Raw genomic sequence first — 24111 nt, 5'->3', positions numbered from 1 at the left:
AGAAGACTATTGATTGGAGAAAGCGAATGAAAGAACGGGACAGTTATTTTGATAATGCAAAGTTTATGTTAATGGTACTAGTTGTCTTTGGGCATTTGATTCAACCGTTTATTGGAGACGACGGATTTGTTCACGACATGTACTATACAATGTTTACTTTTCATATGCCGGCTTTTATTTTGATCTCTGGTTTCTTTTCGAAAAATTATCGCCGCCCAGGTTATTTATGGAAAAGCTTTAAAACTTTTATTGTCACTTATTTGGTTTTTCAAATAATTTACTCGTTATATTACTGGCTCTTTGGCAATGCCGGTTCCTTTAATGTTAATTTCACCGTTCCTCACTGGTCATTGTGGTTTTTAGTTTCGATGTTCTTTTGGAATGCTTTATTATTTTTATTTGGTCGTTTAAAACCGCCGATTGGACTTAGTTTGAGCTTTTTAATCGCATTGATTGCTGGTTACTTGCCATTTATTAACCGCGAGTTAACTATGCAGCGGACATTGGTATTTTTTCCTTTCTTTTTATTAGGCTATTATCTTTCACCAAAAGCCTTTAAGAAGGTACAAAATAACTCAGCCAGGATAAAAGCTGCGATTGGGCTTGTCTTCGTTTTTTGCTTTATTTATGTTAATGAAAGTATCAATAAATATTGGCTCTTCGGTTCAAAACCTTATGAAGATTTTCTTTCTTTTCCAGAGTTAGGCGCGCTTGTTCGCGGAATAGTTTTACTGCTGGGAGTGATTGGCATTTTTAGTTTTCTAAGTTTTGTTCCAACGAAAAAAACATTTTTCACAGATTTAGGACGTCATACCTTTAATGTTTATTTATTACATGGTTTTATCGTTAGAATTTTTCGTTCTTTTGATTTTGGAGGGCTGCAAATTAATTTTATTGGCTTGTTGTTTATTTTAATTTTTAGTTTTGGCATTACCTTGTTGCTGGGAAGTCAGCCAGTTGCTGAAGGAATGGATTATATTCGTCAAGTGCCGCGAAATGTTTATCAGAGATATCAAAGGGGAAGGGGGAATTAAATGGAGTTGACAGCATTAAATAATATTGGGAAAGAAATGTCTCGTAAGTTGCAACAAATAGGTGTTCAAACAGCCGAAGATCTACAACAGATGGGTAGTAAAGAAGCCTTTGTCCGACTGAAGATGGCCTTTCCAGAAGTTTGTTTAGTTCATTTATATACTTTGCAAGGTGCGATTGACGGGACTGACTACAATCAATTGTCAGAAGAGCTGAAAGCTGAATTGAAAGGTTTTAGTGATGGCATGAAATAAATTTAAAAATACTAGCCAATCTATCAAGAGTGGAGCAATCCACTCTTTTTTTGTTATCAATTTTTCTTAAATTGGTTTGAGAGGTGTTCAGCAAGGTTCAATAATAATGTTGCATCATTCTGTCATATCCGATTTTAAAAAGAAATGCTAGGATACAAATATAGAGAAAACGCTTACTCCGGGAGGCTAATCATGCATGGATTAACACAACGCCAAAGTAAGTTTTTAAACTTATTATTAAAAAATGAATCATTTGTACCAATTAAAGATTATGCGGCGATTCTTAGTATTTCCGAACGAACCGCCCATAAAGATTTAAAGCAACTAGAAATTTTTGTCCTTTCAAAAAAGGCAGTAATTGAAAAAGTTCCCCGTAAAGGAATTTTTTTGACTAATAAAAACTATTTGGAAGAGGCAGTCAGCAATCAATCGGAATATCAAATCAATGAATGGAATCATTCACCTTTTGAACGACAAATATTGATTGCTAAAGATTTATTGATTCACAGCGAAACTTTGTCTTACCAATTACTTTCAGAAAAATTTTTAGTTAGCAAGACGTCAATTGCCAATGATTTTTTACAAATTGAGCGGATGATTAAGAGTTCAGATGTGACTTTAGTTTCTGATAATTTAGGAACAAGGATTGTCGGTAAAGAATCTAATATTCAAAAAGCAATTAAAAACTTTGCCTATTCAATTATTGAACAAGCGGATCAAGCCAATGATTTTAGGCTGAAATTTCCTGAATTATGTTATCAATTTTTAGCAAGGGAAATGGTCGAAAAAATCACATTTTTATTACAACACAACCAAAATTTTAACATTGAGAAATTATCGGATAACTATTTTCAATCCTTGATTCTATCGACAAGTATCTTATTGATTCGCATAAAAAATGGTTTCCATTTGGAAAAACAAGTCTATTTTTTGTTTGAAGATGTTGAATCTCTGAAAACATATCTGCTCACTAAAGAGCTGGTGGATCAACTGCAAAGCGAAACCGATTTTAAGATGACTGAAAATGACTTTGACTATTTGAATAAACAATTAATTGCTCACGGCTTTGAACCGAAGTTAAAAGATTTTATTTTGAAGGAACAGTATGATGCCTTAGTTAAAAAAATTATTGCCGATATGAGCATTTCAGTAAAAATTGATTTAACGAACGATCAGCAGTTATACAGTAATTTAATGTACCATCTGATTTCAATGATTTATCGTTTGAAGATGAATATTCCAGTTAAAAATCCACTTTTAGCTGAAATAAAATCAGAATATTCGGTCCTTTATAGCACAACTTGGCTAATTTTAACCAAAGTTGAAACTGAATTAGCTATCCAGATACCGGAAGATGAAATTGCTTTTATCATGATCCATTTTCAAGGAGCAATTGATCGAGCGTCAAAAAACAAAAAAATCTTGATTGTTTGCCCAACAGGTATTGGGACTTCAGAATTGATTGCTAATCGAATGAGAAGAATTCTTTTTCCGCAAGATATATTAGAAGTTGTTTCCTTAAGAACTTTTTATCAACGAGACTTATCAAATGTTGATTTAGTTATCTCACCGGTCAAAATTAATCAAAGTAGTGTGCCTATTGTCTATGTTTCGGCTTTGATGAGTAAAGAAGATTTAAAGAAAGTTTCTTCTATGTATTTAGATTTGTTTTATGACCAAATCGAACCGCAACCTGTGAAAAAATTTGTCTCATTAGGAAAAATAATCGATGCTCGTCTCATTTATTTAAATAAAAACTTCTCTTCAAAGGAAGAATGCATTGCGCGCATATCACAGGATTTATTGAAATTTGATCTGGTGACAGCTGATTTTGAAAAATCAATTTGGGAAAGGGAAAAGTTAGGTGTGACTGATTTGCCTACGGGAGCCGCAATTCCCCATCCACCACCAGAAGTAGTAAAAGAAAGTCGACTAGTTGTGATGACCTTAGAAAAATCAATTCGTTGGCATACCCGAATGATTAATACCATCTTGATGATCTGTATTGCTGAGGAAGATTTGAAATCAGTCAAAAGTATGTTGTCAGAACTATACAGTATCGTCGAATCTAAAAAAACGATTGAGCTGCTTTTCTTTAATAAAAGTAAAAAAGCAGTATTTATTGAATTAGGAGGAAAAATTTTTGATTGATGAAAGTTTAGTCGTGCTGGATTCGCCATTAGACAATAAGGCATCCATTATCGAGTTCTTATCTGAAAAAGCCAAGCGCTTGAATTACTTAGAAAATAAGGATAATTACCTAGAAGCTGTAAATCATCGGGAAGCTGAATTTTCGACAGCAGTTGGCTTCGACGTCAGTATTCCCCATGGAAAATCAGTTGAAGTTCGGACTCCATTTGTTTGTTTTATGCGAACAAAGGACCAAATCCAGTGGGATGAAGATGGTAATTCGGTTCGCTTGGTTTTCTTACTAGGTGTTCCAGAAGAACAAAAAAGCAAATTACATTTAAAAATTTTGGCTGAAATTAGTCGAAGATTAATGGATGAACAATTTCGAGCAGAATTAATCAATGGAGACAAGCAATCTATTTTGGCATTACTAAATAATATAGAAAATAACATTATCAAATAGGAGGAAAATAAAATGAAAATTGTAGGCGTATCAGCATGTCCAACAGGAGTTGCCCACACATATATGGCACAAGAGGCTTTAGAAAAAGAAGGTAAAAAAAGAGGGTATGATATCAAAATCGAAACTCAAGGAAGTATTGGGATTGAAAATGAAGTGAGTGAAGAAGAAGTAGAAGAAGCAGATGTTATCATCTTGGCAGTTTCCGTGTTTATTGAAAATGAAGAACGTTTTGAAGACCGCTTAGTTTTAAATGCCGATGTCAATGAAGCCATTTCTCATCCAGAAAAAGTATTAGATGCAGCTGAAGCGTTAGTCAATAATCAAGCATAGACTGGAGTTAGGCAGATGAATATAAAACCAATATTAAAAGAAATTCAGAAATCATTTTTAAGTGGCGTGTCGTTTATGATGCCGGCTGTTGTAGCTGGTGGTATCATGCTGGCAATATCTTTAGCAACAGGAGAAAAAAGTGAGACTGGTGTTGTAGTAACTAGCGAATTGATGCAAAATATTAATATTCTTGGAAAAGCAGCTTTTGCTATGATGATTCCTATTTTAGGAGGATACATCGCTTATTCTATCGCTGGTAAACCTGGTCTGGCGCCAGGGATGATTTTAGGATTTCTAGCCAATAATCCAGTAATGATCAATGAAGTTGAAGTGAAATCTGGTTTCTTAGGAGCGATGCTTTTAGGTGTTGCAGCCGGTTATTTTGTTAAATGGATTAAGACATGGAAAGTCAGCAAAACTATTAAAACCATTTTACCAATTTTAATTATTCCTACAATCACCGTACTGGTTCTGGGTATGCTGTATATCTACGTAATTGCTAATCCGTTAGCATTTTTAATGAACAGCTTAACAAATATTATGAGTAGTTTAAATGGTAGTAGTGCCATCTTATTAGCAGTTTTTATCGGATTGTTTGGAGAAGTAGATATGGGCGGTCCAATTACCAAATCAGTCTCGATGTTTACCCTAGCTTTAATGAATGAAGGCGTCTACGAACCAAATGGCATGTTTAGAATTGCTGTAGCTATTCCACCAATTGGCATTTTTCTAGCAACGTTATTCTTTAAAAAGAAATTTACTGAAGGCGATCGTGACGCTGCTGTGGCAGCGGGAATTATGGGTTGTATCGGAATAACTGAAGGAGCCATTCCCTTTGTAGTAAGTGATATCAAACGAATCTTACCTTCAACGATGATTGGAACAGCAGTGGGTTGTGTGATCGGTGCGATTGGTAATGTGAGATGTTTTGTTCCTCATGGTGGTTTTATTGTTTTACCAGTTGTTGAAAATAAAATCTGGTTTGTTGCAGCTATCGTAATTGGTTCATTAGTAACAGCTGGGATTTTAGGATTTTTGAAACCGAGTCTCGAAACCGAAACTAAAGAAGTCGTTAAAAAATCTATGAAGCTCACTGGAGAGAAAGTAAAATGACAGAAAATATCATAAATGTAATTGAAGAAAATAAAATTATAGCCATTTGCAGAGGAACTTACGGTGAAGAGTTGTTCCAACTTGTTTCAGCATTGGAAAAAGGAGGCGTAAAGCTAGTAGAAGTCACCTTTGATCAAGGAGATCCTGATTGTCTAAGTAAAACCAGCACAGCAATTGCTAAATTGTCTCAAAAATTTAATGATTCTATGGTGATTGGTGCAGGTACGGTGGTTACTTTAGAGCAAGTCGAAACAGCCTATCAAGCGGGAGCCAAATACATCATTTCTCCTAATACAAATCCAGCTATTATCAAAAGAACGAAAGAGTTAGGGATGGTTTCTATGCCAGGGGCAATGACGCCGACTGAAATCTTGGCTGCTCATGAAGCTGGCGCAGATTTTGTCAAAGTATTCCCTGTGGGGGCATTAGGTTTAGGTTATGTCAAAGACATTAGAGGGCCGATTAATCATGTTAAATTAATTGCTACAGCAGGAGTTACACCGGATAATTTGAAGGACTATTTAGCAGCTGGCTTTTCTGGCTCTGGAATCAGTGGCTACTTAACAAACAAGAAATTTATCCAATCTAAACAATTCGATGTTTTAACGGAACATGCCAAAGAATTGATGCAAATTGTCGAAAAATTTAAAGCTGAAAATAAATAAGAAAAGACAAACAAGTAGCTTGTTTTTGCTGCTTGTTTGTCTTTTTATATTGTAAATTAAATGATGCAAGAGTTATTTATAAATGATTAATTCATGCAAAGCTCTCGTGGCCCCGATATACATAAAAGCAGGTTGTTGCTGCTTATCAGAAACAAGTAAAATCACCGAATCAAATTCTAAACCTTTAGCAAATTGTAGCGAAGTTATGGCGATTGGTTGTGTAACGGCGGTAGATTCAGCAGAAATTGTCTGAACTTTGTAATCGGCTAAAACAGATTGTAAATGCTCTATGTCGGCTGTACTCTGGCAAATGATTCCGCAAGTTTGTAGCTTACCTTTAAGAAATCTATTTATTTGGGATTTTATTTGCTGTTTGAAAGAATCGGTTCTGTTTTCAATGATTACTGATTCTCCGTGCCGTTGAATAGCTTCCAAAGTATCTTCTGGAACGAATTGTTGCGCAAATTGGATAATTTCAAAAGAAGAACGATAGCTTTTCTTCAAGAAAAAAGTTTTTGGCTTAGTTAATAATTCGGACAAATCAGTTAAAAAACCAGCATCTTTTGGAATAAGAGTCTGATAAATATCGCCGCAATAGATTTTTTTGGCAGAAAAAAGCTTTTGCAGAACTGTAAATTGTAAAAGGGTATAGTCTTGCATCTCATCAACGACTAAATATTTTACCGAGGTATCGACGGTTAAGCCTTCAAAAAAATCTTTGATGTAGAGAATTGGATATAAATCACTAGCATTTAATTGTTCCGCAGTTTTTTGAGTGAATTTCAAATAGGTGGCTACTTCATTTTGATAAGCTAAACGTTTTGTTAAGCTTTTTTCCAGATTGGTTTGTAGCTTTTTTTGACCTTGTGTAAAGGAACGACTTATTTTTGAAATTAGTGACATTAAAGGTAGGGATTCAGCAAAAAGAGTCTCTAGTTCTTCGGCTGAAATAGCGTTAGTTCCAACTTTTAAATCTGTCTGCCAAAGTTTGGTTTTTTCGGCATTTAAAAAAGCAGTTAAATCTTTTTCAAAGTCAGTCGATTGTTTGTAATAATATGCTTGTGAAAAAGCTGAATCAGGTTCCGCTAGAACAGTCGCCAATTCTTGCTGATAACTTAGTTGGACTGGTAATTGTAGGATATTTTGCGCCAATTCTTCAAAAGTTAATTGCCGCAAATCATTTTCTCCAAGTTCAGGTAAGACATTAGCGATATAGTTAGAAAAAACTTTATTTGGAGATAAAATCAGGATATTTTCAGCTTGTAAGGTTTCTCGCTCTTGGTAGAGTAAATAAGCCAAGCGATGCAGAGCAATCGAAGTTTTTCCTGAGCCAGCCACACCTTGCATGATAATATCGACATCTTTTGGTTGACGAATAATAGTATTTTGTTCTTTTTGAATCGTTTGAATGATATTTTTCATTTGCTGACTACTGGTTTTGCTTAATGTTTCAGTCAAAAACACATCACTAATTCCTTCTGCAACATTAAATAGATTCACTAACTCACCAGACTGAATATCAAATTGTATTTTTTTTAAATTTTCACCGCTAAAATAATGCTTCCCAACTTGATAACCGCTTTTGCCCAAACCAAAGTCATAATACAAAGTTGCAATAGGCGCCCGCCAATCATAAACATATTGATTTCCCAGTTCATCGGATAAACCATAACGACCAATATAAAAATCCTCAGGGACTGGATCATCGTCAAATTGAAAAACCACTTTGGCAAAGTAGGGACTATTTTCTTGGTAAGTTAATTTGCCGATTTGTTGGCTTTCTAAAATATTACGCGAATCAATGAATTTTAGGTTTTGATGATGATTATAAACCTCATATTTATCCAGTTCGTGGATGTAATCAACCGTGTATTTTTTTACCGCCCGATATTCTTGTTCACTTTGATCTAAAGACAATTCTAGCTGCATTATTTTCTCTTGCACCGTTTGAATTACTTTATTTAAATATTTTTTCTCAGTTAATAAAGTCATACGCATCCCTCCTTTTTCATGCTATCATGACAAGAGAACTCTGGTGGTTTAGTGGAGGGTTAATTGATTTGAAAAAATATTCAACAAGTGAAGTCGCAAGAGCAGTCAAACTTCATCCTAATACAATACGGAAATATGAAGAGTGGCAACTCATTCCAGCACCGTTGCGACAAAAAAATGGTTATCGGATTTATACGGAGTATCACATTCAACTTATTCAAATTGCGCGAATTGGTTTTTCAGTAGAAATTATTCACGGCAATTTGCGAAAGAAAATTACCGAAGTGATTCACAGCTTGGCTAGCTATGATTTTCAGCAAGCTAGAAAATTATTGACAGAATATTTTCAGCTCATTGAAACAGAGCAATCTAAAGCAGAAGAAGCCATTCGACTCACCTCAGTTGATTTGCAAAAATTGAAAAATAATAAAAAGCAAACCTTTACGCGTAAACAAGCGGCCGATTATTTAGACATTACTATTGATACACTGAGAAATTGGGAATTGAATGGTTTAATCACTGTGCCCCGTCAGAAAAATCATTATCGTAGTTACGATGAACAAACCATCGCGTTGCTGAAAATCATCCGAACACTACGTAACGCAAATTACTCTTTAAGTGCCATTCTACGATTTATGCAAGCGTTAGAGCAGAAACACATGTTAACCCAACAAGAAATTCAACTGACTTTAAATCGGTTAAGTGATAACGACTATATCCATTCAGTTTGTGATACGCTATTAATTTCATTGGAAAATGCGGAAAACAATGCTATTTTGATAGAAGAGAAGATGAGAGCGCTGGAAAATATCGCTTGTCATCCATAACAGAATTATTTGATTTGACTATAAAGTCTGTAGAATAGATAACTTTTCAAAATTTGATGTATTTTACAAAGTTAAGTAGAACAACTGAACAAAGTAATTTTTAGGAGATTATTATGGCTAAAATAGAAGATGTAGCAAAGAAAACGGGGTATTCCATTACAACAATCTCTCGAGCGATTAATGGACATCCTTATGTTTCTGACAAAACCAAAGAAAAAATTTTTACTGCTATGCGAGAATTGAATTATTATCCGAATAATATTGCTCAACAACTGAGAGGCCAAGGAACAAAAATGATTGGTGTGGTTATTTCTTTTATCACAAACCCGTTTTTTGCCTACTTAGTTGATGCGATTGAACGCTATTTATCTGATGAAGGATACCAAGTCGTGATTCTCCAAACCTTGGAAAATTCAAAAAAAGAATTAAAATATATCGAAATGTTACAAAAGAAACAACTTGATGGCTTAATTATGGCTAACTTGGAGAATGATAAGCCAGAAGTAGTGGAATTAATAAAAAATGGCAAGATTGTTTTATGTAATCGCTATTTGGGAGATGAAGATCTGCCAATTATTCAAATTAATGAGCAACAAGCAGCCTATGAAGGAACTAAATATTTGATTGATACTGGCTACAAAAAACTTGCTTTTTGTAGTGGAGGAGTAAAAAATCAGCACGACCATCGTTTCATTGGTTTTATGCAAGCAGTAGAAGAGGCAGGACTGACTTTTGACGAAAACTTATTTTTCCCTAAAATGTTAAATATTGAAGACGGAGAAAACTGGCTGAAGCAAAGATTGAATCAAAAAAAATCCTTACCAGATGCGGTTTTTACTAACGGAGATGAGGTAGCAGCGGGAATACTAAGCGAAGCACTAAAAAATGACTTGAACATACCAGCCGATTTAGCCTTAATTGGTTTTGATGATCAGCCGATTGCTGCTGTGTTAAATCCTGCTTTAACAACTATTCACCAACCAATTAAAGAAATCGGTGAACATGCAGCAAAAGTTTTGCTAGCCCATTTACACAATCAAGAATTACCTGAAATACCAAATTTTTCAACAAAATTGATGATTCGTGGAACAACTTAAACAGGAATCATCTTTTTTTCTTTTTTATGAAAACGGTTGACATATAGAAAAATTGCTGTTATTCTCCAAATATGAAAACGGTTGTCAATTTGTTTTGCTTTGATATGAAAACGGTTGTCAATTCATAAAGATCAGCTGACTGAAAGGAAGGAAATCATGAAAAAGTGGGTCGCAATGATTGGATTTTTTGGATTATTAATTGGTTTAAGTAGCTGCGGACAACGAAATCAAACGTATGAACCAGAAATTAAAACTGATGCTAAAGAAGTAAAGTTAAAAGTTTGGGTAGATTTGAATCAAGGTGATTATTATCGTAGTGTGGTGGATGATTTTAAAAAAGCACATCCCGAAAAAAAATACGATATTACTGTCATTGAGTCTGAATCAGGTAGAGCGCAGGAATATTTACAAAAAGATCCTGAATCAGCAGCCGATATTTTTGTGACACCTCATGATCGATTGGGACAAATGGTTGAATCTGGTGCAGTCTATCAATTAACGAAGTATACTGATGAAATTAAACAAGAAAACACGCCAACATCAGTGCAAGCAGCAACTTATCAGGACAAAATTTATGGCTTCCCGACAACTTCTGAATCAATGTTTATGTATTATGACAAACGAGTTTTCTCAGAAGAAGAGGTTCAAAATTTTAATGATATTACGACTAAAGGAAAAATTGGGATTAACTTAGAGGAAGCCGGCGCAGATTTTCGTGAGACACCATGGTTCATGTCCAACGGTTCTAGCTTATATGGTGAAAATGGCGAAGATCCTTATGGTACGACTTTTAATTCTCCTGAAGGCGTAGAAACCCTGACATGGATTGCTAACTTACAAAAAAATAAAAATGTTGTCCCTGTTAACGCAGATGAAATCAATGCACTACGATCTGGAAAAATTAATGCTGTTCTCAGTGGTGTTTGGAATACTGAAGCAATTGAAGAAGTTTTAGGAAAAAACATGGGCGTCGCTGCGTATCCAAGTGCTGACTTAGGAAATGGTGAAGTTCCTTTGTATGCTTTTCAACAATGTAATATTTTTTGTATTAACGCATTCACCCAATATCCGTTAGATGCGATGGCATTAACTAATTATTTAACAAGTGAAAAAGTACAAATAAAAGCTTTTGAAGAACTAGGAAAAGTTCCAAGCAATCAAATGGCACGAAAAAATGAAGCTGTCGCAAATGATCCCGTAGCTGAGGCGGTGATTGAAATGACAACAGAAGAACATTCAGTCTTAATGCCGAAAATCCCTGAAATGAATGTCTTTTGGCAACATATGAATTCATTATTGGTGGACGCTTATAAAGGTAAAATTCCGCAGACGGATTTTCCTAAATCATTAGATAAATTAGTTGATGAAATCACACCAGAAAAGGAATAGTGGAGGTTATGGGATGCAAAAAAGTATGAAATTAAAAAATATCTTTTCTCAAGGAGATCGCGGAACCAGACTTTCTTTTATCTTGATGGGTTTTGGCAACTTTGAAAAAGGACAACGCATTAAAGGGTTGTTGTATTTATTAGGAGAAATTAGTTTTATAGCTTTTATGCTGACGCAAGGTCGTTGGTTTTTACAAGGAATGCTGACTTTAGGTACGCAAAAGCAAGCATGGAATTTCAATCGGAATTTAGGAATATTTGTTAGAACTCCTGGAGATAATTCCATGATTATGTTGATTTACGGTATTATGACTTGTATGTTAGTGGTTTTATTTTTCTTCTTTTACCGCTCAAATATTCAAAGTGCTTTCCAGGCACAGCAATTAAAAGAAAAAAAGTTGGCGATACCTTCTTTTATTCAAGACGTAAAAAATTTATTAGATGGGAAATTCCATTTAACATTATTATCGATTCCGGTTATTAGTGCGATTGTGTTTACGGTTATGCCGATTATTTATATGATTCTCTTAGCATTTACAAATTATGATCACAATCACTTACCGCCACGAAATTTGTTTGGTTGGGTAGGGTTAGTCAATTTTAAAAATGTCTTAAATGGAGATATTTCTGGAACTTTCTTTCCATTGCTAGGTTGGACATTAATTTGGGCCTTCTTTGCAACAATTACTTGTTTCTTTTTTGGCGTCATGTTGGCATTATTAATTAATCAAAAAGGTGTCAAATTTAAAAAGTTTTGGCGAACCATTTTTGTTATTACTATGGCAGTACCACCTTTTGTTTCTTTGTTAGTGATGCAAAATTTATTGCACGCGGCCGGACCAATCAATACTTTGTTGGAAAATTGGGGTTGGATCACCGAGCCGATACCGTTTTTAACCGATTCATTATTAGCAAAAGTCTCAATTATTGTCGTTAACATGTGGATTGGGATTCCCGTAACAATGTTGATTTCTACTGGGATCTTAATTAATTTACCAGAAGACCAACTAGAAGCTGCTAGGATTGATGGAGCTAATAGCTTTCATATTTTCCGCTTTATTACTTTTCCACAAATTTTATCTGTGATGCTACCAAGTTTGATTCAGCAATTTATCGGTAACATCAACAATTTCAATGTAATTTACCTATTAACCGGTGGCGGTCCGTCAAATAGTAATTATTATGGCGCTGGCGACACCGATCTGTTAGTGACCTGGTTATACAAGTTAACTGTGGAATCAGCAGATTACAATTTGGCGTCGGTTATTGGGATTATTACATTTGTGTTGAGTGCTGTATTTTCGTTGTTTGCCTATACCAGAACCAATGCTTATAAGGAAGGAAGTAATTAAATGAAAAAACATATATTATGGCCCAATTTATTGTTGGTTCTGCTGGCAGTAGTTTGGATGTTTCCAATTTTCTGGTTGATTTTAACCGCCTTCCGTAGCGAAAGTGGGCAGTTTGTTTCATATATTTTCCCCAAAGAATACACCTTGGAAAATTTCAAATATCTTTTTAGCAACAATGCCAATTTTCCTTTCATGCTGTGGTTGAAGAATACTTTAATCGTATCGATTTGTTCTTGTTTATTAAGTACCTTTATTACTGTTTCGATGGCTTATGTATTATCGCGTTTACGTTTTCGTTTAAAAAAGACCATTCTAAAGACAGCTCTGGTCTTGAATATGTTTCCAGCTTTTATGAGCATGATTGCCGTTTATTATATTTTGAAGGCTTTTGATCTGACACAAACTTTACTAGCACTGGTGCTAATTTATTCATCAACAGCAGCGTTAACCTTCTATATTGCAAAAGGTTTTTTCGATACGATTCCAAAATCTTTGGATGAATCAGCAATGATTGATGGCGCAACAAAATTTCAAATTTTCACTAAAATTACTTTACCTATGTCAAAACCAATCATTGTATATACTGCATTGATGGCCTTCATGCAACCGTGGATGGATTTCATTTTCGCGAAAGTAATTATGGGAGACAATGTACCAAAATATACCGTATCCATTGGATTGTATTCCATGATTAATCAAACGACGGTTAATACGATGTATACCACATTTGCTGCCGGTTGTTTATTAATTGCTGTACCGATTACGTTACTATTTATCTACTTACAAAAATATTATGTCGAAGGTATTACCAATGGCGCCGTAAAAGGCTAAAAGGAGAAATTTATGACTGAAATACAAACTCTCAAACAAACAAATTTTACGCGAATTGATATGAATGAAAAAGAATGGTGGAAAAAATCGATTGTCTATCAAATCTATCCCCGTAGCTTTATGGATCAAAATGGTGATGGTGTAGGTGATCTTCAAGGAATTATTAGCAAATTAGATTATTTTCAAGAATTAGGCGTGAATGTTATCTGGCTTTGTCCGGTTTACCAGTCACCGATGGATGATGGCGGCTATGATATTGCCGATTATTATCAAATTGATCCAATGTTTGGTACCAATCAAGACATGGATCAATTGATCGAACAAGCTGATGCAAGAGGAATTAAAATTTTAATGGATTTAGTGGTTAATCATACTTCGGATGAACATGCGTGGTTCCAAGAAGCTTTAACTGATCCAAACAGTAAATATCGGGATTATTATATTTTCCGAAAAGGGATTGATGGACAAGCCCCTAATAATTGGCGATCTTATTTTGGTGGTTCTGCTTGGGAAAAAGTTCCAAATGAAGAAAATATGTTTTACTTACATGCTTTTTCAAAAAAACAACCAGATTTAAATTGGGAAAATCCCGAAGTACGAGAAGAATGTATCAATATGATTAACTGGTGGTTAGAAAAAGGTTTAGGTGGCTTTCGAATCGATGCTATTTTAAATCTGAAAAAAAGAATTGAGTATGGACAATTACCGGCTGACGGTGAAGATGGGTTAGCCTTTATCGGTCATTGGATTTTGAACCAACCAGGGATCGAAGAATGGTTAGCGGAAATTGACCAACGAACTTTCAGAAAATATAATGCGCTGACCGTTGCCGAAGCTGATGTACCAGAAGATCAATTGAGTCGTTATATTGGTGAAGATGGTTATTTTCGAATGATCTTTGATTTTAGCTATACCGATATCGATGTTCCTGAAACAGGAGAATGGTTCTTACAAAGCAATTGGACTGTTAAAGAATTAAAAGAAAATATTTTACAAAATGAATTAACGACTCAAAAATTTGGTTGGGGGGCAAAGTATTTAGAAAATCATGACCAGCCACGTTCAATCAATAAATATTTGCCTAATGAATATCAAAATGATCACAGTAAAAAAATGCTGGCTACATTATTCATGATGCTGCAAGGTACACCATTTATTTATCAAGGACAAGAAATCGGTATGACCAATATTCGGATGGACGAGATGAGTGATTATGATGATATTGCCACCCACGACCAATATCGTCGAGCAATGCTTTCTGGTATGAGTCCTGAAGCAGCTTTTGAAGGCATGTATCTACGGAGTCGGGACAATAACCGCACACCGATGCAATGGTCCGATCAAAAAAATGCTGGATTTTCTGGAGCCGAGCAAACATGGATAAAAGTCAATTCAAATTACCAAACGATTAATGTAGAGGCAGAATTAAACGATGACCAGTCAGTTTTAGCTTTTTATCAAAAATTAATCGCACTGCGTCGTCAAGCAGGACCGTACCAAGAGGCAATTATTTTTGGTGAAGTTGTTCCTTACGAAGTTCCGCAAGAAGAAATTATTGCCTATAAACGTAGTACAGCTGAGGAAGAAGTATTAGTTATTGTTAACTTTTCAGCGAATCATCAAATCGTCAAATTAGATGGAAGCTATGAATTATTAATTGGAAATCAAGCTTATCAAACTAATCTAGAACAAATAAAGCTGGTGCCTTACGGGAGTCTAGTGTTAGGTAAAAAGTCAGAGGAGTCAAAATAATGGCGATTGAAAATAAAGCAATGTTGATTACCTATGCAGATAGCCTGGGAAAAAATTTAAGTGAACTTGAGCAAGTAATGGACAAGTATTTAGCTGAAGCGATTGGCGGGATTCATTTATTGCCATTTTTCCCTTCAACTGGTGATCGTGGTTTTGCACCTAGGGATTATACCGTGGTAGATGAAAGTTTTGGAACTTGGGAAGAAATTGAAGCACTAGGGGAAAAGTATTACTTGATGTTTGATTTTATGATCAACCATATTTCTCGAGAATCAATTTTTTTCCAAGACTTTAAAAACAAGCATGAAGATTCTAAATATAAAGAGATGTTTATTCGAATCAATCAATTCTTTCCTGAAAATCGACCGACAGAAGCTGACATTGATTTGATTTACAAACGTAAAGATAAAGCACCTTTTCAGGCGGTTCATTTTGCAGATGGTAGTGTGGAAGAGGTTTGGAATACTTTTGGTGAAGAACAAATTGATTTAGATGTAACCAGAGAAGTGACGAAACAATTTATTCGTCAAACGATTCAAGACATGGCCAGTCATGGCTGTTCGATCATTCGCTTGGACGCATTTGCATATGCTATAAAAAAATTGGATACCAATGATTTCTTTGTAGAACCAGATATTTGGGAATTATTAGCAGAAGTGCGGCAAGAAGCACACAAATACCAGATTGAGTTGTTGCCAGAAATTCATGAACATTATTCGATTCAGTTTAAAATTGCCCAACACGATTATTTCATCTATGATTTTGCGTTGCCAATGTTAGTGTTACATGGGATCTATAGTGGTAAATCAGAAAGATTAGCGGCTTGGTTGAGAAAATGTCCAATGAAACAATTTACAACTCTCGATACTCATGATGGAATTGGTGTAGTAGATGCTAAAGATTTATTGACGGATCAGGAATTAAATTATACTTCTGAGAAGCTTTACGAGGTCGGCGCCAACGTTAAAAAAATCTATTCTTCGGCCAGTTACAATAATTTAGATATTTATCAAATCAATAGTACTTATTACAGTGCATTAGGCGAACAAGATGACAGTTATTTATTAGCACGAGCATTACAGATTTTTGCCCCAGGAATTCCACAAATTTATTATGTCGGTTTGTTGGCAGGTAAAAATGATATCGCTTTGTTAGAAGCAACCAAAGAAGGTCGAAATATTAATCGTCATTATTATGATTTAAATGAAATTTCTACTGAAGTACAGCGACCAGTTGTGCAAAAATTATTGAAATTATTGGCATTTCGCAATACTCATGACGCCTTTGATTTGAATGGAACCATTACCGTCGAAACTCCAACAGATCAAAAAATTGAAATTATTCGTCAAAATAGAACACAAACGCAGCAAGTTAAATTAATAGCTGATTTGTCGACAAGAGAGTTTATGATTTATCAAAATGGACAGACACTTTCAATTTAGCGTTAGAAAACGACTGGTTAAGAAAGGAAATAGACAATGACACAGTTAACTTTGGAACATATTTATAAAAAATATGATGGGGCAACCGAGTCCACCGTAAAAGATTTTAATTTGCAAATCAATGATCAGGAATTTATTGTTTTTGTCGGACCATCAGGTTGTGGTAAATCGACCACCTTACGGATGATTGCTGGTTTAGAAGATATTACCGAAGGAAAATTAATGATTGGTGATTTAGTGGTGAATGATGCTGCACCAAAAGACCGTGATATTGCCATGGTTTTTCAAAACTATGCTCTGTATCCTCATATGACTGTTTTTGATAACATGGCTTTTGGTTTGAAATTGCGAAAATATAATAAAGAAGAAATTAAAAAACGTGTGGAAAATGCCGCTGAAATTCTGGGATTGACTGAATATTTAGCGAAAAAACCAGCTGCCATGTCTGGTGGGCAACGTCAGCGGGTCGCTTTAGGTCGTGCTATTGTCCGAGATGCGAAAGTTTTTTTAATGGATGAACCCTTATCAAATTTAGATGCGAAATTACGTGTATCAATGCGTGCTGAAATTGCCAAATTGCATCAACGTTTGGGTACGACCACCATCTATGTCACCCATGATCAAACTGAAGCGATGACAATGGCTGATCGAATTGTGATTATGCGAGATGGTATTATTCAACAAGTTGGTACACCACAAGAAGTTTACAATACACCTAAAAATGTTTTTGTAGCTGGTTTCATTGGCTCACCGGCAATGAATTTCTTTTCGGTTAATTTAAAAGCGGGATTCATTAATGACGAACAGGGTTTGCATTTGCGTATCCCAGAAGGAAAAAATAAAATTTTAAAAGAAAAAGGTTATGAAGGTAAATCCTTAATTTTTGGTATTCGACCAGAAGCTATTCAAAGTGAACAAGTCGTGATTGATGCTTCGCCAGAATCAGTGGTAAAAACAGAAGTCGTGGTTTCTGAATTACTTGGAGCCGAATCAATGTTGTATACCAAAACAGGTGCGACAGAATTTGTGTCTAAAGTAGACGCTCGTGATTTCCATAAACCAGGTGAGATGATTGAGTTGGCTTTTAATATGAATAAAGCACACTTTTTCGATGCTGAAACAGAAGAGGTCATTACTTTGCCATAAAGGCGAAACTATTTTGATAAATACCAACTAAAAAGAGGCATCTTATTCTATCTCTGAATAAGATGCCTCTTAATTTTTTTTAGAAGTAGATAAATTCTAAACCAATGCCGGTGTGCCTTCAGCATTTCCAACAATTGCATCCATCTGAATCAAAGCACCTTTTGGTAATTCACTAACACCGACTACTCGGCGAGCAGGTGTGCCTTCTGGGAAGAAGTTTTGATACACTTCATTAACAGCATCCATATCTGCAAGATTTTTTACGAAAATATTGATTTTCACAGTATCAGCCATCACGTGGTCGACGCTTTCGATGACAGCTTTAATATTTTTCAGACACTGTTCAGTTTGTGCTTTGATACCGCCAGAGACAACATCGTCTGTATTTGGTGCAATTGGCAATTGAGCAGAAATATTATTGTAATGAGAAAAAGCAACTGATTGCGTAGCCAATGGACATTTGCAAGCGTCATTTGTATTGTTGGCTTCTAAAATTAAACCATGTCGATCTTCAATTGCTTGTGGCGGTGTGCCATCACCGTAAGAAACCACCGCTTCAATTTGAACATCTGCACCCATCGGTAGATCACTGACTACAGCAACTGTCCGTGCTGGTACATAAGCAACCGTTCTAGCAATAGCTGAATCTGGGAAGAAAGTTTTATACACTTCATCAACTGCTGGCATTTGGCTTAAGTCTTTTACGAAAATTGTAATTTTAACAATATCGTCTACCGGAACATCTACGCTAGTTAAAATTGATTTAATATTTTTCAAACTTTGAGCTGTCTGAACTTTGATATCACCAGCTACTATCCGACCTGTTTCTGGATCAATTGGTAATTGTGCAGAGAGATTTGTGTAATGAGAAAAAGCAACAATTTGACTAGACAATACATCAGCTGGGGCATTTTCAGTGTGATTCGTTAATTTAATTAAATCACCTGCTTGTGGTGCGTTTGGAATAGTGCCTTCGCCATTTGAAAGTAGCGCCTCTACTTGAACTAAGGCATCTAACGGTAATGCGTCAACTGCTGCAACAGTTCGAGTAGGTAAGTAATTAGCGAAATATTTTTTATAGACTGCATCAACTGCATCTAAATCTCTTAAATCTTTAACAAAAATAGTTAAACGAACGACATCGCTCATCACATGATCGATACTTTGAACAATGGCAGCAACATTTTTAAATGCTTGTTCAGCTTGTTCCGTGACACCACTAGCTACTAATTTGCCAGATTGAGGATCAATCGGTAATTGAGCGGAAAGATTGTTGTAATGAGAAAAAGCTACTGACTGTGAAGCAAATTTGTCGATTGGTGCCTCTTGAGTGTTTCTTGCTAATACTACGTTGTCTTTGGTCATAAATAATTCCTTTCTCTAGCTAAAATATTTTTTGGTATTTAAAAAAAGTTTAAGGTATATAGCCGTTAATGTCAACGCTTTCATAAAATTATTTTTATTTAAACTAAAAATAATTGTAAAAATAAAAATCTCACCCAAAATTGAGTGAGATTTATCATTGTTTAGCGCCAACCTAAATCAGGGGCGATGTCTTTTACAATAGTATTTAATAAATGAAGATTATATTCGACGCCTAAAGTATTAGGAATAGTTACTAATACAGTATCAGCTTCTTTAATTGCTTCATCTTCAGCCAAATCTTTTACAATTTTTTCCGGCTCACCAGAAAATGTGCGTCCGAAAATGGATGGATTTTGATGATAAGCTAAGAAGCCAACTTGATCTTCTTGTTCATTGTCACGGCCAAATAATTTGAGATCTAAGTCAGTCGTAATTGGTTGGATTGAACGAGTCACCAAAGTACGTGGTTCAAAATCATGTCCCGCTTTTTTCCAAGCCTCTTTATAAGCTCGCAATTGTTTGGCTTGTTGAATGTGGAAAGGTTCATTAGATTCATGATTGACTAGAGTAGAAGATTGCAAATTCATTCCATGTTGCGCTGCCCAAATGGCGGTTTCTTGTGAACCAGCACCCCACCAAATGCGTTTGTCTAATCCTTCTGAATAAGGTTCAATTCGTAATTTTCCCGGATCTTGGGGAAACATCGGCATCGGATTTGGTTCAGCAAAGGGTTTGCCCTCAATAATTTTCAGAAAGTCTAAAGTACGTTGACGGGCAATATCTTTAATTTCCTCTTCACTGTAGTCGTAACCAAAATAATTCCAGCCATCTAAAACTTGCTCAGGTGACCCACGCCCTACACCTAATTGCACTCTACCTTCAGTAATAACATCTGTCAAACCAGCATTTTCTGCCATGTAATAAGGATTTTCATAACGCATATCAATCAAGCCAGTACCAATTTCAATTGTACTGGTTTTAGCGCCAATTGCAGAAAGTAATGGAAAAGGTGACCCAATTTGCGGTGCAAAATGATGCACCCGGAACCAAGCACCATCCACACCAATTTTTTCAGCTTCAACTGCTAAATCAATCGATTGTAGATAAGCTTCGCTAGCCGTTTTAACCAACGAACCACGATCCATCCAATGGCCAAAACTCAAAAATCCAATTTTTTTCATATGTATTTCCTCCTTTTTATTCGAAATTTTTATTATGTATAACAATTGTTATCTTACTATGGATTTAAATTATTGGCGAATGATTGTTCTCGCAGATAATATAAACTAAAAAAACCTGCCAATTTAGACAGGTTTAACTAGTCACAAATTAAGCGAACAGCTTTACCTTGATTTTGTAAAGTATTGATGTGCATTTCTCCCCAATTACACAAATTGTCTAATACGGTGCCCAAAGTTTCGCCGTATTCACTTAATGAATATTCTACTTTTGGAGGCACTTGGTTATAGACTTTACGGTTTATGATCTCAACTTCTTCTAATTCTCTTAATTGTTGGGTCAGCATTTTTTGGCTAATGCCGGGAATTTTCTTTTTTAATTCACTCGTTCGCAAAGCACCGTGGCGCAAGTTACACAAAATAATAGGTTTCCATTTTCCACCAATGGCTTCCATAGTGGCTTCTACACCTATATTGTAAATTTTTTCGCTGGTCATCATCTATTTAAATCCTTTCATTTCACAATAGGAACTTTTTAGTGCGTATATCACTTTAAAGTGCGTACTATACAAAAATATACTCTCATTATATATTAATTCCTGTATTCAGCAAGGAGGAAATGACATGATTCAAAAATTATCAGATACAGTTGAATTAAATAATGGTATTAAAATTCCAGGATTGGGTTTAGGTGTTTTTCAAATTTCTGATCAAGAAACGGCGGAAGTAGTAAAAAACGGAATAGTAAATGGCTATCGTCTGATTGATACCGCACAAATTTATGGCAATGAAAAAGGCACAGGAGCAGGAATTAAAGCTGGACTAGCGGCCACTGGTTTAAAACGCGAAGACTTATTTGTAACTTCGAAAGTCTGGAATGCGCGTTTAACTTATGAAGAAACGAAGCAATCTTTTGTAGAGTCTTTGGAAAAATTACAGTTAGATTATTTAGATTTATTTCTGATACATTGGCCAGGGAAGGATGCATATAAAGAATCTTGGTTAGCGTTGGAAGATTTATATGCTGAAGGGAAAATTAAGGCCATTGGTGTGAGTAACTTTGAAATTTCCCATTTAAAGAATTTGTTATCTTTCGCAAAAGTTGTGCCGGTGATTAATCAAATTGAATTGCATCCTAAATTGGCACAGACAGAACTGCGTGATTTTGCTGCAGAAAACAAGATTAAAATTCAAGCGTGGTCACCCTTGATGCAAGGTCAGTTACTTGATCATCCGCTAATCGTTGAATTGGCTCAAAAATATGGTCAATCACCAGCACAGATTATCTTGCGTTGGGATGTACAACAGGAAATTTTACTTGTAGTGAAATCAATTCATCAAGAGCGTATGAAAAATAATGCAGCAATCTTTGATTTTAATATAGAACTTGAAGATATCGAAAAGCTAAATCAGTTAGATGAAGGATTACGTAGTGGTCCTGATCCAATGACATTTGATTTTTAATAAAAAAGGAGAGGATAAAATGATGAATCAAGGTTTTTCACTGGTGAATCACATCGGGATCACCGTCAGTAATTTAGAACAATCAATTATATTTTATGAAGCTTTAACGGGGAAAAAAATTGCCAATCAAGATCAAATTGGCGGCGAGCGGATGGCTCAGTCACAAGGACTAAAAGATACGTTAATTAAGTATGCGAATTTGCAATTAGGAAATGTGAACATCGATCTTTTAGAATATGTCACACCTCAATCTAGTCGCGCCAACTATTCAAATGATCAAATTAGCGCTATGCATATGTGTTTTGAAGTAGAGGATTTACCAGCTGCAATGGCTCGCTTAAAAGAAATTGGTATTGAGCCAGAAGGTGAGCCGATTTATTTTGAAGCACAGGATGGGTTGAAAGCTGGTTTTGGAACAGGAGTTGCTTATTTTACTGACCCAGATGGTACAAATTTGGAATTAATTGCACCAAAAGGGCCCTTTACAAGAGTAAAATAAAAGATAAAAACCGAACTTCTTTTGAAGAAACGATTTTTTTATGGTTGTATGTTTTCAACTATCAGTAAAATGAGGTTTTGGAAGTGAGTAAAAAAGTATAACAAGAGGGAACTGAAACTCTTTTAAAAAAGTTTCAGCTCCCTCTTAATGATGTTTTTATCTTTGTAAAGCTTAGAAATTACTCACGCTCAAAAACAATGTCTCCACCAATAATAGTCATTCTTGGTTGAATATCTTTTATTTTTTCCAGCGGAATATTGAATATATCTTCATCTAAAACCGTAAAATCTGCTAAGTAGTTCTCTGCAATTCGTCCTTTTTCATCCTCTTTAAATTCCAGATAGCTGGAGCCAATAGTATATGCATCAATGGCAGTATAAAGATCAACACATTCTTTTGGATAGAATCCGTCAACGGGTTCATTATTTTTATTTTTGCGGGCGACTGCGGCATAAATATTAGGAAAAGGATTTAAATCTTCAACAGGAGCATCTGTACCATAACCAATATGCACACCAAGATTTTCCAAGGTTTTAAAAGCATAGGAAGTACTGGCTAGTTCTTGCCCAACACGATCTTCAAGAATTTGCATGTCATAATCTAAGAAAATGGGTTGGAAAAAGACAGCAATATCTTGCTGGGCGATTTCATTTAACAATGCTCGATCAGTAATTTGACAATGAATCAAAGCATGACGCAATTTATTTTTTCCATCGATAAATCCGGTTTGATAAGCTGAGATAGTTTCAGCAATGGCTCCATCACCAATAACATGTGTAACCACCTGCAATCCGCGCTGACTAGCTGCCTTAACCAAATCAACTTGTAAATCATATTCTAAAGCACAAACGCCATGATTATCCGGTTCGTCAATGTAACCGTCACGCATCATAGCGGTTTTAGCTCCAAGACTACCATCCTTAAACATTTTAATTGGACCTAATGCTAAAAATCCTCCCTGATAAATTGGCTCTAATGCTTCTTTATTTAGGATGAAATCCATTTCTTCTGGAGAATAGGCACAAATTTGATGGCGATAACGTACTTTAGTTAATTGTTGTTCATAAATAGCACGGATTGATTGAAAGTCTCCGTAAGTGTTTGGAGCAGCGACATCGTTTGATTGGACGCTGGTGAGACCAACACTGGCAGCATAATTTAATGCTTGAGCCATGAAGCTCACTTTTTCTTCGGGGGTATAATTTGGAATGACTTCTTCAATCCACTGAACAGCATTTTCAGTTAAAATACCATTTGGTTGGCCATTCTCATCTAATTCGATCGTTCCACCACGAGGTGCCGGTGTATCTTTTGTAATGTTTTTCAGAGCTAATGCTTTAGAATTAACAGCACAAATATGACCACAAACACGCTCTAAAATAACAGGGATTTCAGTTGAAATTTGATTAACGTCCTGAAGATTTAGCAATCTTTTCTCGCCTGAAGTGAATAAATCTTGATTCCAACCCATAGTTCTTACACCGTGCTTAGTGAGCTCAGGATTATCAGCAATAAAAGATTTAGTCAAGGCTATGATTTCATCAATTGAATGACAATCAGATAAGTCAACTTGTAAGTAAGCTGCACCGACGCTGGAAATGTGACAATGTGAATCATTCAAACCAGGTAAAATTGTCTTTCCAGTTAAATCAATTATTTCATCATAAGGCAATGTTTTTAAATGATTGGTGGTGCCCACAGCCATAATTTTATCATTTTCAATGTATACTGCTTCAGCAAATTGATCTCTATTAATATAAAATTTGCCGCCGATTAGTAATTTACGCATAG

The 24111-nt window shown here is 35.4% G+C and carries 22 protein-coding genes; 17 read left to right on the top strand and 5 right to left on the bottom strand.

Annotation, left to right across the window (positions count from 1 at the left end):
- The first annotated feature begins 26 nt into the window (after nucleotides 1-26).
- The 7 genes from KUA55_RS14455 to KUA55_RS14425 all read left to right on the top strand — a co-directional run bounded on the left by KUA55_RS14455 (nucleotide 27) and on the right by KUA55_RS14425 (nucleotide 5987).
- Nucleotides 27-1034 (top strand): acyltransferase family protein, encoded by a 1008-nt coding sequence (locus tag KUA55_RS14455; protein ID WP_218327095.1) that lies wholly within the window; start codon nucleotides 27-29, stop codon nucleotides 1032-1034.
- Complete coding sequence (locus tag KUA55_RS14450; protein WP_218327094.1) at nucleotides 1035-1286, top strand: TfoX/Sxy family DNA transformation protein; 252 nt, start codon at nucleotides 1035-1037, stop codon at nucleotides 1284-1286. It abuts the gene before it with no gap.
- A gap of 192 nt (nucleotides 1287-1478) precedes the next feature.
- Nucleotides 1479-3437: a BglG family transcription antiterminator gene (locus KUA55_RS14445; protein WP_218327093.1), complete on the top strand. Its 1959-nt coding sequence runs from the start codon at nucleotides 1479-1481 to the stop codon at nucleotides 3435-3437.
- Nucleotides 3430-3879: a PTS sugar transporter subunit IIA gene (locus KUA55_RS14440; RefSeq protein WP_218327092.1), complete on the top strand. Its 450-nt coding sequence runs from the start codon at nucleotides 3430-3432 to the stop codon at nucleotides 3877-3879. Before KUA55_RS14445 ends, KUA55_RS14440 begins: the two co-directional genes overlap by 8 nt.
- Nucleotides 3880-3891: 12 nt before the next feature.
- A complete protein-coding gene (locus KUA55_RS14435) occupies nucleotides 3892-4209 on the top strand; it encodes a PTS fructose transporter subunit IIB (protein ID WP_218327091.1) in 318 nt (105 codons plus the stop codon).
- Nucleotides 4210-4224: 15 nt separating this feature from the next.
- Nucleotides 4225-5322 (top strand): PTS fructose transporter subunit IIC, encoded by a 1098-nt coding sequence (locus KUA55_RS14430; RefSeq protein ID WP_218327090.1) that lies wholly within the window; start codon nucleotides 4225-4227, stop codon nucleotides 5320-5322.
- Nucleotides 5319-5987 carry a bifunctional 4-hydroxy-2-oxoglutarate aldolase/2-dehydro-3-deoxy-phosphogluconate aldolase gene (locus KUA55_RS14425; RefSeq protein ID WP_218327089.1) on the top strand — a complete coding sequence of 223 codons (669 nt, stop codon included), beginning with the start codon at nucleotides 5319-5321 and terminating at the stop codon, nucleotides 5985-5987. Before KUA55_RS14430 ends, KUA55_RS14425 begins: the two co-directional genes overlap by 4 nt.
- A 72-nt stretch (nucleotides 5988-6059) precedes the next feature.
- Here KUA55_RS14425 and KUA55_RS14420 read toward each other — a convergent pair whose 3' ends face one another.
- On the bottom strand, nucleotides 6060-7979 hold the full coding sequence (locus KUA55_RS14420) for a HelD family protein (protein ID WP_218327088.1): 1920 nt from the start codon (nucleotides 7977-7979) through the stop codon (nucleotides 6060-6062).
- Nucleotides 7980-8047: 68 nt separating this feature from the next.
- On the opposite strand from KUA55_RS14420, the gene KUA55_RS14415 reads away from it, so the two are divergent.
- The 8 genes from KUA55_RS14415 to KUA55_RS14380 all read left to right on the top strand — a co-directional run bounded on the left by KUA55_RS14415 (nucleotide 8048) and on the right by KUA55_RS14380 (nucleotide 17814).
- A complete protein-coding gene (locus tag KUA55_RS14415; protein ID WP_246601543.1) occupies nucleotides 8048-8806 on the top strand; it encodes a MerR family transcriptional regulator in 759 nt (252 codons plus the stop codon).
- Between the two features lie 113 nt (nucleotides 8807-8919).
- The gene (locus KUA55_RS14410; RefSeq protein ID WP_218327086.1) at nucleotides 8920-9903 is read left to right on the top strand and encodes a LacI family DNA-binding transcriptional regulator; all 984 of its coding nucleotides are present in this window, start codon (nucleotides 8920-8922) and stop codon (nucleotides 9901-9903) included.
- Nucleotides 9904-10059: 156 nt separating this feature from the next.
- The gene (locus tag KUA55_RS14405; protein ID WP_218327085.1) at nucleotides 10060-11292 is read left to right on the top strand and encodes an extracellular solute-binding protein; all 1233 of its coding nucleotides are present in this window, start codon (nucleotides 10060-10062) and stop codon (nucleotides 11290-11292) included.
- A 13-nt stretch (nucleotides 11293-11305) separates the two neighbouring features.
- The gene (locus KUA55_RS14400; RefSeq protein ID WP_218327084.1) at nucleotides 11306-12643 is read left to right on the top strand and encodes a carbohydrate ABC transporter permease; all 1338 of its coding nucleotides are present in this window, start codon (nucleotides 11306-11308) and stop codon (nucleotides 12641-12643) included.
- Complete coding sequence (locus KUA55_RS14395; RefSeq protein WP_218327083.1) at nucleotides 12644-13474, top strand: sugar ABC transporter permease; 831 nt, start codon at nucleotides 12644-12646, stop codon at nucleotides 13472-13474.
- 12 nt (nucleotides 13475-13486) lie between these two features.
- Nucleotides 13487-15226: a glycoside hydrolase family 13 protein gene (locus tag KUA55_RS14390; protein WP_246601542.1), complete on the top strand. Its 1740-nt coding sequence runs from the start codon at nucleotides 13487-13489 to the stop codon at nucleotides 15224-15226.
- Nucleotides 15226-16668 (top strand): sucrose phosphorylase, encoded by a 1443-nt coding sequence (gtfA, locus tag KUA55_RS14385; RefSeq protein WP_218327082.1) that lies wholly within the window; start codon nucleotides 15226-15228, stop codon nucleotides 16666-16668. The genes KUA55_RS14390 and gtfA overlap by 1 nt, the downstream gene beginning before the upstream one ends.
- Nucleotides 16669-16704: 36 nt before the next feature.
- Nucleotides 16705-17814, top strand: coding sequence for an ABC transporter ATP-binding protein (locus KUA55_RS14380; RefSeq protein ID WP_218327081.1), 1110 nt, complete (start codon nucleotides 16705-16707; stop codon nucleotides 17812-17814).
- Nucleotides 17815-17910: 96 nt separating this feature from the next.
- On the opposite strand, the gene KUA55_RS14375 is transcribed toward KUA55_RS14380, so the two are convergent.
- From KUA55_RS14375 to KUA55_RS14365, 3 genes are all read right to left on the bottom strand, one after another.
- Nucleotides 17911-19179, bottom strand: a complete 1269-nt coding sequence (locus KUA55_RS14375; protein ID WP_218327080.1) for a RidA family protein — start codon at nucleotides 19177-19179, stop codon at nucleotides 17911-17913.
- A 161-nt stretch (nucleotides 19180-19340) separates the two neighbouring features.
- The gene (locus tag KUA55_RS14370) at nucleotides 19341-20360 is read right to left on the bottom strand and encodes an LLM class flavin-dependent oxidoreductase (RefSeq protein ID WP_218327079.1); all 1020 of its coding nucleotides are present in this window, start codon (nucleotides 20358-20360) and stop codon (nucleotides 19341-19343) included.
- Nucleotides 20361-20497: 137 nt separating this feature from the next.
- Entirely contained in the window at nucleotides 20498-20854 is a 357-nt protein-coding gene (locus KUA55_RS14365; RefSeq protein ID WP_218327161.1) for a winged helix-turn-helix transcriptional regulator, read from the bottom strand.
- A gap of 127 nt (nucleotides 20855-20981) precedes the next feature.
- Here KUA55_RS14365 and KUA55_RS14360 point away from each other — a divergent pair, with 127 nt between their 5' ends.
- Nucleotides 20982-21821 carry an aldo/keto reductase gene (locus KUA55_RS14360; RefSeq protein ID WP_218327078.1) on the top strand — a complete coding sequence of 280 codons (840 nt, stop codon included), beginning with the start codon at nucleotides 20982-20984 and terminating at the stop codon, nucleotides 21819-21821.
- Between the two features lie 22 nt (nucleotides 21822-21843).
- The gene (locus KUA55_RS14355) at nucleotides 21844-22320 is read left to right on the top strand and encodes a VOC family protein (RefSeq protein ID WP_218327160.1); all 477 of its coding nucleotides are present in this window, start codon (nucleotides 21844-21846) and stop codon (nucleotides 22318-22320) included.
- Between the two features lie 178 nt (nucleotides 22321-22498).
- On the opposite strand, the gene KUA55_RS14350 is transcribed toward KUA55_RS14355, so the two are convergent.
- Nucleotides 22499-24109: an amidohydrolase gene (locus tag KUA55_RS14350; protein ID WP_218327077.1), complete on the bottom strand. Its 1611-nt coding sequence runs from the start codon at nucleotides 24107-24109 to the stop codon at nucleotides 22499-22501.
- Nucleotides 24110-24111: the final 2 nt, after the last annotated feature.

Origin of the sequence: Enterococcus alishanensis (genome assembly GCF_019218635.1) — a bacterium.
Lineage (GTDB): Bacteria > Bacillota > Bacilli > Lactobacillales > Enterococcaceae > Enterococcus_A > Enterococcus_A alishanensis.
The sequence above is the reverse complement of the archived record's forward strand: the minus strand, read 5'-3'. Positions and strand labels throughout refer to the sequence as shown.